The sequence below is a fragment of the Bradyrhizobium sp. BRP20 genome, from assembly GCF_020194215.1.
Lineage (GTDB): Bacteria > Pseudomonadota > Alphaproteobacteria > Rhizobiales > Xanthobacteraceae > Bradyrhizobium > Bradyrhizobium yuanmingense.
This window is the reverse complement of sequence record NZ_JADYVY010000024.1, coordinates 1-12,670: the sequence shown is the minus strand read 5'-3', so window position 1 is coordinate 12,670 and position 12,670 is coordinate 1. Positions and strand designations below refer to the sequence as shown.

General features: G+C 65.7%; 11 protein-coding genes. 4 read left to right on the top strand and 7 right to left on the bottom strand.

Annotation, left to right across the window (positions count from 1 at the left end; genetic code table 11):
• The first annotated feature begins 67 nt into the window (after window positions 1-67).
• The 3 genes from I6F33_RS33980 to I6F33_RS33970 all read left to right on the top strand — a co-directional run bounded on the left by I6F33_RS33980 (window position 68) and on the right by I6F33_RS33970 (window position 3,227).
• The gene (locus I6F33_RS33980; protein WP_225145420.1) at window positions 68-1,246 is read left to right on the top strand and encodes an acetyl-CoA C-acetyltransferase; all 1,179 of its coding nucleotides are present in this window, start codon (window positions 68-70) and stop codon (window positions 1,244-1,246) included.
• Window positions 1,247-1,489: 243 nt separating this feature from the next.
• Complete coding sequence (gene phbB / locus I6F33_RS33975) at window positions 1,490-2,215, top strand: acetoacetyl-CoA reductase (RefSeq protein ID WP_225145419.1); 726 nt, start codon at window positions 1,490-1,492, stop codon at window positions 2,213-2,215.
• Window positions 2,216-2,357: 142 nt separating this feature from the next.
• Window positions 2,358-3,227 carry a DMT family transporter gene (locus I6F33_RS33970; protein ID WP_057030162.1) on the top strand — a complete coding sequence of 290 codons (870 nt, stop codon included), beginning with the start codon at window positions 2,358-2,360 and terminating at the stop codon, window positions 3,225-3,227.
• 11 nt (window positions 3,228-3,238) lie between these two features.
• Here the strand turns inward: I6F33_RS33970 and I6F33_RS33965 are convergent, their stop codons facing one another.
• Both I6F33_RS33965 and gloB read right to left on the bottom strand, forming a co-directional pair.
• Window positions 3,239-3,661: a cupin domain-containing protein gene (locus I6F33_RS33965; RefSeq protein WP_057030161.1), complete on the bottom strand. Its 423-nt coding sequence runs from the start codon at window positions 3,659-3,661 to the stop codon at window positions 3,239-3,241.
• 37 nt (window positions 3,662-3,698) lie between these two features.
• Window positions 3,699-4,466 (bottom strand): hydroxyacylglutathione hydrolase, encoded by a 768-nt coding sequence (gene gloB / locus I6F33_RS33960; protein WP_036042630.1) that lies wholly within the window; start codon window positions 4,464-4,466, stop codon window positions 3,699-3,701.
• Between the two features lie 108 nt (window positions 4,467-4,574).
• Between gloB and I6F33_RS33955 the strand changes: the two genes are divergently transcribed.
• Window positions 4,575-5,321 (top strand): methyltransferase domain-containing protein, encoded by a 747-nt coding sequence (locus tag I6F33_RS33955; protein WP_036014737.1) that lies wholly within the window; start codon window positions 4,575-4,577, stop codon window positions 5,319-5,321.
• A gap of 110 nt (window positions 5,322-5,431) precedes the next feature.
• On the opposite strand, the gene I6F33_RS33950 is transcribed toward I6F33_RS33955, so the two are convergent.
• The 5 genes from I6F33_RS33950 to I6F33_RS33930 form a co-directional block, all read right to left on the bottom strand.
• Window positions 5,432-6,190: a DUF4167 domain-containing protein gene (locus I6F33_RS33950; RefSeq protein WP_036042629.1), complete on the bottom strand. Its 759-nt coding sequence runs from the start codon at window positions 6,188-6,190 to the stop codon at window positions 5,432-5,434.
• 461 nt (window positions 6,191-6,651) lie between these two features.
• Window positions 6,652-7,533, bottom strand: coding sequence for a peptide chain release factor N(5)-glutamine methyltransferase (prmC, locus tag I6F33_RS33945; RefSeq protein ID WP_036026207.1), 882 nt, complete (start codon window positions 7,531-7,533; stop codon window positions 6,652-6,654).
• A 3-nt stretch (window positions 7,534-7,536) separates the two neighbouring features.
• Complete coding sequence (gene prfA / locus I6F33_RS33940) at window positions 7,537-8,622, bottom strand: peptide chain release factor 1 (RefSeq protein WP_036014722.1); 1,086 nt, start codon at window positions 8,620-8,622, stop codon at window positions 7,537-7,539.
• 59 nt (window positions 8,623-8,681) lie between these two features.
• The gene (gene ptsP, locus I6F33_RS33935) at window positions 8,682-10,949 is read right to left on the bottom strand and encodes a phosphoenolpyruvate--protein phosphotransferase (protein WP_036014720.1); all 2,268 of its coding nucleotides are present in this window, start codon (window positions 10,947-10,949) and stop codon (window positions 8,682-8,684) included.
• A gap of 336 nt (window positions 10,950-11,285) precedes the next feature.
• Window positions 11,286-12,542 carry an aspartate kinase gene (locus I6F33_RS33930; protein ID WP_036014718.1) on the bottom strand — a complete coding sequence of 419 codons (1,257 nt, stop codon included), beginning with the start codon at window positions 12,540-12,542 and terminating at the stop codon, window positions 11,286-11,288.
• Window positions 12,543-12,670 lie beyond the last annotated feature (128 nt).

Below are 12,670 nucleotides of genomic sequence, written 5' to 3'. Positions count from 1 at the left end.
CGAGACTGGCGTTCGCTTTCCAGCCCGCCTGCCCCCTTCACAAGAACTCAAGCCCCAGGAGATGCCCATGTCAGACGATGTCGTCATCGTCAGCGCCGCCCGCACCCCGGTCGGAAGCTTCAACGGAGCGTTCGCGATGCTACCCGCCCATGACCTTGGCGCCGTCGCCATCAAGGCCGCGCTGGAGCGCGCCGGCATCGAGCCCGGCCGGGTCTCCGAAGTGATCATGGGTCAGATCCTGACCGCCGCCCAAGGCCAGAACCCGGCCCGCCAGGCGTCGATCGGCGCCGGCATTCCGGTGGAGAGCCCGGCTTGGGGCGTCAATCAGCTGTGCGGCTCGGGCCTGCGCACGGTTGCGCTCGGCTACCAGGCGCTGCTCAACGGCGATTCCGAGATCGTGGTCGCCGGCGGGCAGGAATCGATGAGCATGGCCCCGCACGCCCAGCATCTGCGCGGCGGCGTGAAGATGGGCGGCCTGGAGCTGGTCGACACCATGATCAAGGACGGCCTGTGGGATGCCTTCAACGGCTACCACATGGGCAACACCGCCGAGAACGTCGCGCGGCAATGGCAGATCACCCGTGCCCAGCAGGACGAGTTCGCCGTGGCCTCGCAGCAGAAGGCCGAGGCGGCGCAGAAGGCCGGCAAGTTCAACGACGAGATCGTCCCCGTCACCATCAAGACCCGCAAGGGCGACGTCGTCGTCAGCGCCGACGAATATCCGCGCCATGGCGCCACGCTCGACGCGATGGCCAAGCTCAAGCCCGCCTTCGAGAAGGATGGCACGGTGACCGCGGGCTCGGCCTCGGGCATCAACGACGGCGCTGCCGCCGTGGTGCTGATGACCGCCAAGCAGGCCGCCAAGGAAGGCAAGAAGCCGCTGGCGCGGATCGTGTCCTGGGCGCAGGCCGGCGTCGATCCGAAGATCATGGGCTCGGGCCCGATCCCGGCCTCGCGCGCCGCGCTGAAGAAGGCCGGCTGGAGCGTCGGCGATCTCGATTTGATCGAGGCCAACGAAGCCTTCGCGGCACAGGCCTGCGCGGTCAACAAGGACCTCGGCTGGGATACCTCCAAGGTCAACGTCAACGGCGGTGCGATCGCGATCGGCCATCCGGTCGGCGCGTCCGGCGCACGCGTGCTGGTGACGCTGCTGCACGAAATGCAGAAGCGCGATTCGAAGAAGGGCTTGGCCACGCTGTGCATCGGCGGCGGCATGGGCATCGCCATGTGTGTGGCGCGCGACTGATCTTACGCGCAGCTGACGGGTGCGCCGCACACGTCAGCGCGTGCGTTGCACGCGACTAAAAAGGCAGCGGTTGCAAATCAAATATCCTTCGCAACCCGACAAGCCTCGACTAAAGAAAAACGCCCGGCTCGATGCCGGGCGTTTTGTTCTTGATGTCCGTCAAACCAACCGCATAATCCGTAGCTAAAAAGCGATCACGTCAGAAAAGTCCGAAGCGTCCAAGGAAGAGGGAAGGAATACGACATGGCACGTGTTGCATTGGTGACGGGTGGTACGCGGGGCATCGGTGCTGCGATCAGCAAGGCGCTGAAGGCCGCCGGCTACAAGGTTGCGGCGAGCTATGCCGGCAACGACGCTGCCGCGGAGAAATTCAAGGCCGAGACCGGCATCGCCGTCTACAAGTGGGACGTCAGCAGTTTCGAGGCCTGCGCCGAGGGCGTGAAGAAGGTCGAGGCCGAGGTCGGTCCGGTCGACGTGCTGGTCAACAATGCCGGCATCACCAGGGACGGTGCCTTCCACAAGATGACGCTTGAGCAGTGGAACGCCGTCATCAACACCAATCTGGGCTCGCTGTTCAACATGACGCGCCAGGTGATCGAAGGCATGCGCGGGCGCAAGTTCGGTCGCATCATCAACATTTCCTCGATCAACGGCCAGAAGGGGCAGTTCGGACAGGTCAACTACTCCGCAGCGAAAGCCGGCGAGATCGGTTTCACCAAGGCCCTGGCGCTGGAGAACGCCAAGGGCGGCATCACCGTGAATGCGATCTGTCCCGGCTACATCAATACCGAGATGGTGCAGGCAGTGCCGAAGGACGTGCTGGAGAAGGCGATCCTGCCGCTGATTCCGATCGGCCGTCTCGGCGAGCCCGAAGAGATCGCGCGTGCCGTCGTGTTCCTCGCCGCGGATGAGGCCGGCGCCATCACCGGCTCGACGCTGTCGGTCAACGGCGGCCAGTACATGGTGTGATGCGATCGCATCACGCAGGCTGATATTGTCCACATCGTCATGCCCGGGCTTGTCCCGGGCATCCACGGCCTTACAACAGCCGTCGCCACGGAAGAACGTGGATGGCCGGGACAAGCCCCGCCATGACGGAAACATTGGGCCAATGACTCCCCGCACTGCCACGCTGATCGGTCTGACCGCGATCCTGATGTGGTCGCTGCTGTCGGTGATGACGGTGGCGACCGGAAAGATCCCGGCGTTTCAGCTCGCTGCGATGACCTTCGCGATCGGCGGTGTCGTCGGCCTGCTCACCTGGATCGGGCGGAGCGAGGCGGCGAGAAGCTTGCGGCAACCGCTCGCCGTCTGGATCGTCGGCGTCGGCGGCCTGTTTGGCTATCACGCGCTGTATTTCCTCGCGCTGCGCTTCGCCCCGCCGGCCGAAGCCGGCCTTCTGAATTACCTGTGGCCGCTCTTGATCGTGCTGTTCTCGTCCTTCCTGCCAGGCGAGCGGCTGGCGGCGCACCACATCATCGGCGCCGTGCTCGGCCTCGTCGGCACGGTGCTGCTGTTCGCCGGCAACACCAGCGGTTTTGCGCCTGGAGCTGTGCCGGGTCTCATCGCGGCCTTCATCGCGGCGTTCGTCTGGGCGACCTATTCGGTGCTGTCGCGCCGGTTGAAAGCGGTGCCGACCGATGCGGTCGCGGGCTTCTGTCTTGCCACGGCAATATTGGCCGCGCTGATGCATGGCCTGCTTGAAGCCACGGTCTGGCCGGAGACCACGGTGCAATGGCTCTCGGTCATCGCACTCGGCATCGGCCCGGTCGGTGCCGCGTTCTACGCCTGGGACATCGGCATGAAGCGCGGCGACATCCGTGTGCTCGGCGCCGCCTCCTACGCGACGCCATTGCTCTCGACGGGATTCCTCATCGCTGCCGGTTTCGCCAAGGCCAGCGCCAACATCGCCCTTGCTGCGATCCTCATTGCCGGGGGCGGCCTGATCGCGGCCAAGGACATGGTGCTGCGGAAGCGATGATTGGAGCGGAGCTACGGCTCCCAGCCGGACGGCGCGAGCTCGAAGCCTGCGAACTCGAATGCGGGCGCCACGGTGCAGCCGACCAGCGTCCACTCGCCGGTGGTTTCCGCCATCTGCCAGGCCAGCGCAGGCACGATCGCCTGCGGCCGCTCACCGCCGCCGAGGTCGGCGCCGAGCCGCACCTCGTGCTGCGAGCAGCCGTCATGGGCGATGCGCAGCGTCAAGGGGCTGCCGGCGTAATAGTGCCACGTCTCCACCGCATCGACGCGATGCCAGTGCGAACGCTCGCCGCGCGCGAGCAGGAAGTAGATCAGCGTCGAGCGCGAACGCCCGTTGGCGTCCGTGCTCTGGTCGCGAAACGTCTCGCGATAATGTCCGCCTTCCGGATGCGGGCGGAGCTCGAGGCGTGCGATGATCTCGGCTGCGGTCGGCATCGATCCTCGTCGGGATGTGTGCTTCAGGACTTTTGCGTCAGGATTTATTCTTGCGCTCGCGCAGTTCGCCGAACACCGCAGCGGGATCCGCGCCCTTCATATGCAGCTTGGCCGCGACCGCCGGCTCATCGGCGCGCAGGAACACGTTGGCGCGCTTCTCCTCGCCGAGCAGCGAGGGAATGGTCGGCTTGTTCTCGGCGCGCAGCTTTGTCACCTCCGCGGCGCGCGCCTGCAGCGCCGCGTTGTCCGGCTCGATGGTGAGCGCGAACTTGACGTTGGACGCGGTGTATTCGTGGCCGCAATAGAGCTTGAAGTCGTCGGGCAGGGCGCGCAGCTTCAGCAGGGAATCCCACATCATCGGATAGGTGCCCTCGAACACGCGGCCGCAGCCGATCGAGAACAGCGTGTCGGCGGCGAACACCGTCTTCTCATTGTCGAACACGTAGGAGATGTGGTCGAGCGTGTGGCCGGGCGTCTCCACGACACGCGCCAGCAGATTGCCGATCTTGACCACGTCGGCATTGGCGACGCGTTGGTCGACGTTGGCGATTTTCGTGGTCTTGTCGTGCGGCGCGACGACGCGGCAATTGTATTTCTGCTTGAGCTCGGCGACCCCGCCGACATGATCGCCATGATGATGGGTGATCAGGATGTCGGTGAGCTGCCAGCCCTCGCGCTCCAGGGCCTTGAGGATCGGGCCGGCCTCCGGCGCGTCGATCGAGGCCGTCGCTTTGGTTTCCACATCGTGGATCAGATAACCGAAATTGTCGTTTAAACAGTTGAAAGTACGAATTTCGGCGGCCATGTCATCTCCATCGCGCTCAGCCCCGCCAGACAAATATGGCGTTAACGTTGCGCAGGCAATGCAATATTCCGCGCGCAGCGGCGCCCTCGCGCATGTTACATTGCGGTCATGACCATCGACGTCGTCGACCTTCGCGAGTTCTACTCCCGCCGCCTCGGCATCGTGGCGCGGCAAATGATCAATCGCGGCATCAGGGAGCGCTGGCCCAGCGCCGAGGGCCAGCGCGTGCTCGGCGTCGGCTATCCCACACCCTATCTGGGATTGTTCCGCGAGGACGCCGAGCGCTGCCTCGCCTTCATGCCGGCGGCGCAGGGTGTCCTGAAATGGCCGACGGGACGGCCCGCGCTGGCCTCGCTGGTGGATGAGTTCTCGCTGCCGCTTCCCGACGCCGCGGTCGACCGCATTCTCCTGGTGCACGCGCTGGAGATGTCGGACGATCCGGCCGCGTTGCTGCGCGAGGTGTGGCGCGTGCTGTCGCCCTCTGGGCGCGTCATTGCCGTGATCCCGAACCGGCGTGGGGTGTGGACCCGCACCGACAGCACGCCGTTCGGCCATGGCCGGCCCTATTCGCGCTCGCAGATCACCGAGCTGCTGCGCCAGACCTGGTTCACGCCGACCGCCTGGGGCGAGGCGCTGTTCATGCCGCCCTATGCCGGCGGCTGGGTGTTGAAATCGGCCCAGATGTGGGAACGTGCCGGTGCGGCGCTGTCACTGCCTTTTGCCGGCGTCCACATCGTGGAGGCGACCAAGCAGGTCTACCGCGCGATCCCCGCCAAGCGCGAGCGGGCGCGGCTGATTCCCTCGCTCGCCAAGCCCGTGCTGGTGCCATCCTCGACGACGGTGACGCGCAGTTAGCTTCACCTCTCCCTTCCGGAGAGGTGGGTCTGTGTCCGGCCAACGCACAGCGTCAAAAGCAAATCGTCCCGGCGAGGCCGGGACGATTTGAGTCGGAAAGTCAGAAGAGCTTACTCGCCGGGGGCGACTTCGTCGCTGGAAGCAACCGGAGCGGCTTCACGCTCCGGGCGCGGGCCATGCGGCCGGCGCCGCCGACGCGGATAGCGCTCGCCGCCACCGCCGCCCTCGAAGCCGCCCTGATTGCCGTTCACCTGCGGCTGCGCGCCGGTGATGAAGGAGGGTAGGCGGTCGACGCCGCCATCGGCGATGACAGGCTGCGGCTGGTTGGCGGGTTGCGGCTGATATTGCGGCTGCGGACGGTGATCGCGTTCGCGGTGCTCGCGCGGCTGCTGATTGTCGCGCTGATAGGGCGGCTGGTTGTCGCGCGGCTGGTGATCACGCTGGTGATGATCGCGTTGGCCGTCGCGGTCGCGCATGAAGGGCTGCGGCTGGGGCTGCGGGACGAAGCCGGGCTCCTGGCCGAAGGCCGAGAAATTCTCACCGTCGTCCTCGCCCTCGTCGCTGCTGGCGATGGGCTCATCGCCGCGCGGCTGCTGGTTCTGACGGAACTGCTCCTGAGCCGCCGCGATCAGGCGGAAATAATGCTCGGCGTGCTGGTAGTAGTTCTCGGCTGCAACGGGATCGCCGGAGGAGCGCGCGTCACGTGCAAGCTGGAGATACTTTTCGGCGATGTGCGAAGCAGTGCCGCGAATCTTGATGTCGGGTCCGTTGGATTCGTAGACCCGGGTCATCGGGTTCTGGCCGCGCCGGTTGTTGTTGTTATTGTTGTTGCGGTTGCGCATCCGCTGCTTGTTCTGACCGTTTCTCATGTCCTGCCTTTAATTCCAGCCCTAAAGGTTGCACGCATTACTGATTGCTAGGAGTGACCTGGTGACAGTGGCTCACATGTCTTGCGCGCACCGCGCAAAAGCGGATCCAACCCTGCCGATGTTCGTCGACCGTCGCGTTCAACAAAGACGCGTTCCCCACCCGCCAGCATCCATTGCCAGCGAACCCATTCATTTCGCCTGCCGAAACAAGCCCAGCTTTCTTGCGTAAGTGTTCAAGCGCAATATCAGGCTTTCGTTCACTTGCGGTCGGAGAGAGCAGCGCAGCTCCACTGGCCATCGCGCTCAACAGGACCTGCGGCTTGGAACCTTCAATCAGTAAAGCTCTCGCCCGAGAGCCCGGCTTTCGCCCGTAGGTCTACGGGGCCGGCACCGATGTGTTGACCGGAACGTAGTCGTTCCCACGGGATATTCCAAGTGGTTTTTGCAGGCCAATCCGGCTTTTATGGGGGCATTTTTCGGGCCGAAACGGCCCGCGGAATGCCCGCCAAGTCGGCCTTGGGTGACCTGTCCAGCGATAACGCGGCGGCCCTCATCAAGGTTTCAATATTTTGGGCCTGGCCCTGTCCGGCCTCGACGACCAGGGCGCCGCCGGGGGCGAGCCGCTCGCTCGCCTGCGGGATCAGGGCGCGATAGGCATCGTATCCGTCATTGCCGCCGTCGAGCGCCAGATGCGGGTCGTGCTCGCGCACCTCGACGCTCAATTTCGGAATTTCAGCCGAGGGAATATAGGGCGGATTCGACACGATGAGGTCGAACGGGCCACCGAGCGCCGCGGCGTAGGAACAGGCGACGAAGGCGGCGCGGTCGGCGAGTCCCAGCGCCGCGGCATTGTCCCTGGCGGTCATGAGCGCGTTCTGGCTGAGATCGGTACCGACGCCGAACGCATCGGGGATTTCGTGCAACAGCGCGAGCAGGATCGCGCCCGAGCCGGTGCCGATGTCGGCGATCCGCGGCGGGTGAGATGCCTCCCGCTCGCGGAGAATCTCGAGCGCAAGCTCGACCACGGTCTCGGTATCGGGGCGCGGCACCAGGGTTGCTTCCGACAGGCGGAACGGCAAGCCCCAGAATTCGCGCGTCCCGAGAATGCGCGACACCGGCTCGCCGGCGATGCGGCGCTGTGCATGTTGCGTGAGCCGCGATGCTTCGGCCGCGGTCAGGAGACGGGCCGCCTGCGTGACCAGGCCGGTGAGGTCGAGGCCGAGTGCCGCACTGATCAGGATGCGCGCGTCGAGCTCGGCTTCGTCGAGCCGTGCCGATCTCAGTTGCGCAGCCAGCGCCCGCCGCGCGCTCTCGATGGATTGTCCGGTGAAGGGGTTGCTCACGCCTCAGGCCGCCGCGCCTTGCGCAGCGAGCTGTGCGGCCTGGTGCTCCGTCGTCAGTGCGTCGATCAGTTCGCCGAGCGCTTCACCCGCGATCACCTGCGGCAGCTTGTAGAGCGTGAGGTTGATGCGATGATCGGTGACGCGTCCTTGCGGAAAATTGTAGGTGCGGATGCGCTCGGAGCGGTCGCCGGAGCCGACCTTCTCCTTGCGCTCGGCCGAGCGCGCCGCCTCGACGCGTTGCCGCTCGGCGTCATAGATGCGCGAGCGCAGGATGTTCATGGCGGAGGCGCGATTCTTGTGCTGCGAGCGGCTGTCCTGCATCATCACCACGATGCCGGTCGGGATGTGGGTGATGCGGATCGCCGATTCCGTCTTGTTGACGTGCTGGCCACCGGCGCCCCCTGCGCGCATGGTCTCGATGCGCAGGTCGTCGTTCTTGATGTCGACGTCGACGTCCTCGACCTCGGGCAGCACGGCGACCGTCGCGGCGGAGGTGTGGATGCGCCCCTGCGTCTCGGTGTCGGGCACGCGCTGGACGCGGTGCACGCCAGATTCGAATTTCAGCTTGGAGAATGCGCCGCGGCCCTGGATCTCGGCGATGATTTCCTTGTAGCCGCCGACGGTGCCTTCACTGGCGGAGATCACCTCGACCTTCCAGCCCTGCAAGCTGGCGAAGCGCTCGTACATCCGGAACAGGTCGCCGGCGAACAGCGAAGCCTCGTCGCCGCCGGTGCCGGCGCGGATTTCCAGCATGACGTTGCGGTCGTCCATGGCGTCCTTGGGCAGGAGCGCGACGCGGATCTTCTGGACCAGTTCCTCGATTTTCGGCGCGAGCTCGTCGCGTTCGGCTTCCGCCATGCCGCGCATCTCGGCATCGGTGGCGGCATCGGCGATCAACGCGTCGGTGTCGGCGAGCTCCTTGACGGCGGCGCGATAGGCCTTCACCGCCTCGATCAGGGGCGTGAGCTCGGCGAGCTCGCGCGTGATCTGCACGTAACGCTCGGAGGCGAGCTGTCCGAGCGATTCGGCCTCGAGCGAAGCGTGATGCGCGAGCAGGACGTCCAGTTTGGCTTCGGGAAGTGACGACATCGGTTCTGTCTCAAAGTGCGGAAGGAGGCGAGGGCGGCGGGAAGCTGGCGACAGGCCCGCTACAACGCAAGGCCCTCGGCCTCGGCAAATTCCGTCAGCTTCTGCCGGATCGAGACGCTGCCCGCAGGCGCATCCAGCAGAGGGCCCAGCATCGCTTCGGCCTTCTTGGCGTCGAGGTCGAGCACCATCGCCTTGACCGGGCCGAGCGCGGTCGCCGAGAGCGAGAGCGAGCGGTAGCCCAGCGCAATCAGCGCCAGTGCGCCGATCGGCTTGGAGGCCATCTCGCCGCACAGCGAGAGCGACTTCTGCGCCGCGTGCGCCTTGCGCGCGATGTCACGCAAGGCGCGCATGATCGGCGCCGACATGGTGTCGAAGCGCTCGGAGACCTTGGCGTTGCCGCGGTCGACCGCGAACAGGAACTGGAACAGATCGTTGGAGCCGACCGAGATGAAATCGACCTTCTTCAATAGCTCGTCGAGCTGGTAGAGCAGGGCGGGCACCTCGACCATGGTGCCGATGTCGATTCGTTCAGGCAGCGTGTGGCCGTGCTGGCGGAGGTATGTGAGCTCGCGCTCGACCAGCGCCTTGGCCGAGTCGAATTCGGCGACCTCCGAGATCATCGGGAACATGATGCGCAGCGCGCGGCCGCCGCCGGCGCGCAGCAGCGCGCGGATTTGGCCGCGCAACAGGCCGGGACGATCGAGCCCGAGCCGGATCGCGCGCCAGCCGAGCGCGGGGTTTTCCTCGATCACCGCTTCCATATAGGGCAGCGCCTTGTCGCCGCCGATATCGAGCGTGCGGAAGGTGACGGGCTTAGGTCCGGCGGCATCGAGCACGGTGCGATAGAGCGCGAGCTGGTCGCTGGTGCGCGGCAGGCTCTGACCGACCATGAATTGCAGCTCGGTGCGGAACAGGCCGATGCCGGCACTGCCGGTGTCCTCGATATGCGGCAGGTCGATCGCAAGACCTGCGTTGATCATCAGCTCGACCTTCTGGCCGTCCCTGGTGACGCAGGGCCGGTCGCGCAGCGCCAGGTACTGCGCCTGGCGGCGGGCGCGGAAGCGCACGCGCTCGGCGAAGGCCGCCTCGATCTCCTGCGACGGGCGCACATAGATCGAGCCCGAGGTGCCGTCGACGATGATGGCGTCGCCGGGATCGGCGATTCCAGGCGCGTTCGGCACCTCGCCGACCGCAGGGATGCCCAGCGCCCGCGCCACGATCGAGACGTGCGAGTTCGCGGTGCCTTCCTCCAGCACGATGCCGCGCAGGCGCTTGCGGTCGTAGTCGAGCAGCGCCGCCGGGCCCATCGCGCGGGCGATGACGATGGCGTTGTCGGGCAGCTGCTCGCGCGAGGGCGCATGATCCTGGCCGACCAGCTGCCGCATCAGGCGGTAGCCGAGGTCTTCCAGATCGTGCAGCCGGTCGCGCAAATAGGGGTCGGTCGAGCGCAGCATGCGCGCGCGGGTGTCCGACTGGACGCGCTCGACCGCGGCTTCCGCGGTGAGGCCGGTCGCGACCGCCTCGTGCAGCTTGTGCGACCAGCCCTGGTCGTTGGCGAACATGCGATAGGCTTCAAGCACCTCACGGTGCTCGCCGCCTTCGGCGACGTCGCCGCGCTCCAGCATGCGGTCGAGATCGGCACGCAGCTTGGCGAGCGCAGTATCGAGCCGCTTGATCTCCTTCGGCAGGTCTTCGGCGATGTAGTCCTTGATGACGACGCGCGGCTCGTGCAGCACGACATGGCCGAGCGCGATGCCCTCCGACAGGATGGCACCGACTTTCTGCGCCGAATGGCGCGCCGCCGGCTCCTGGCCCGGCTGCGCCAGCGCGGAGAGTTCGCCGGAGGCGATCAGCTCGGCCAGCACCATCGCGGTGGTCTGGAGCGCCTCGAGCTCCTCCTCGACATAATTGCGCTTGGCGCGATTCTGCACCACCAGCACGCCGAGCGTGTTGCCGGCGCGCAGGATCGGCACGCCGAGGAAGGAATGGTAGATTTCTTCGCCGGTCTCGGGCCGGAACGAGAACGCCGGGTGGCTCTGCGCGTCGCTCAAATTGAGCGGCGTCGCCTCGCTGGCGACGAGGCCGACCAGGCCCTCATGGGCGCTGAGCACGGTGTGGTGCACCGCCTCGCGGTTGAGACCTTCGGTGGCGTAGAGCTCGAGCGTATTGTCGATGCGCAGCACATAGACCGAGCACACCTCGGCCACCATGTTGGCGGCGATCAGCACCACGATCTTGTCCAGCCGCTCCTGGGCCGAGACCTGCTCCGCCATGGTCTCGCGGAGCCGTCTCAACAAGACGCGGGGACCTCCCGACGCGCTCCGCATGAACCGTCAATCTCCTCCATCGGCCGGGCCCGGCGATATCGGCCGGCGGCTGGACCAAAATTCCAGAAAAACAATCAAATTGTTTGTCCGGCGCAGGCACAAGCCCAAATCCACGGGAGATTGAGTGCTCGTACCGAATCAGCGCCGCCTGAACTGGGACACAGTCTGCGGCAGCCCACCCTGTCCGCCGTATAGCGAATTGAGGCTTGTTTTGCCAAGCAAAACGCCTGCCAAACGCGAAGGTGTGTACACCTTCGCGTTTGCTGCGACCGCTAAGAGAAAATTAGCCTTTTGGCACTGTCCGGAAAAGTGCGAAGCGGTTTTCCGGAAAGACCGTCAGGTCTGATCGAGACCGTAGAGCGTATGCAAGGTGCGCACCGCAAGCTCGGTATAGGCGGTATCGATCAAGACCGAAAATTTGATCTCGGAGGTTGTAATGGCCCGAATGTTGATGTTCCGCCCGGCGAGCGCCGAGAACGCCTGGGCGGCGACGCCGGCATGGCTGCGCATGCCGCTGCCGATCACCGAGATCTTGGCGACATCGGTGGCGGTATCGAGCCGCGCATAGCCGATCTTGGCCTTGGCTGCGGTAATCGTATCCTTGGCGCGGGTGAAGTCGGCGGCCGGCACGGTGAAGGTGAGGTCGGTGGTCTTGCCGTCCTCGGACACATTCTGCACGATCATGTCGACGTTGATATTGGCATCAGCCAGCGGGCCGAAGATCGAGGCCGCAACGCCGGGCTTGTCCTCGATCTGGCGCACCGAGATCTGAGCCTCGTCCTTGGAGAAGGCGATACCGGTGACGACGTGGCTTTCCATGATCTCCTCCTCGCTGCAGATCAGCGTGCCGGGCGGCTGGTTGGCATGCGGGTCGATATCCTCGGGCTTATCGAAGCTCGAGCGGACGAAGATCGGCATGTTGTGGACCATGCCGAGTTCCACCGAGCGGACCTGGAGCACCTTGGCGCCCTGCGAGGCCAGTTCCAGCATGTCTTCGAATGCGATCTTGTCGAGCCTCTTGGCCTTCGGCACGATTCGCGGGTCGGTGGTGTAGACGCCGTCGACGTCGGTGTAGATGTCGCAGCGGTCGGCCTTGACGGCGGCGGCGATCGCCACGGCCGAGGTGTCGGAGCCGCCACGGCCGAGCGTGGTGATGCGACCCGTCTCGGGGTTGATGCCCTGGAAGCCGGCGATGACCGCGACCTCCTTTCGGTCCTTGAAGCGCTTGATGATCTCGCTGCCGTCGATGTCCTCGATCCGGGCCGAGGCATGGGCGTCGCTGGTCTTGATCGGGATCTGCCAGCCCTGCCACGAGCGGGCTTGGATGCCCATGCCCTGGAGCACGATGGCAAGAAGGCCGGACGTCACCTGTTCGCCCGAGGCGACCACGGCGTCATATTCGCGCGCGTCGTGCATCGGCGAGGCCTCGGTGCACCAGGCGACCAGCTCGTTGGTCTTGCCGGCCATCGCCGAGACGACCACGGCCACTTCGTGGCCAGCATCGACCTCACGCTTCACATGGCGTGCGACGTTGCGGATACGTTCGATGTTGGCGACGGACGTGCCGCCGAATTTCATCACGAGGCGGCTCATGACGACGCGTGCATTCCTTCATAAGGATCAGTATGGTGGCCCGCACTGGACGGGTGCCTCGGGGACACCGACCGCGCGTATACAGAGCGGCGGGGCCGGGGGCAAGCGGGTTCCTGCGGGGGCAGGGT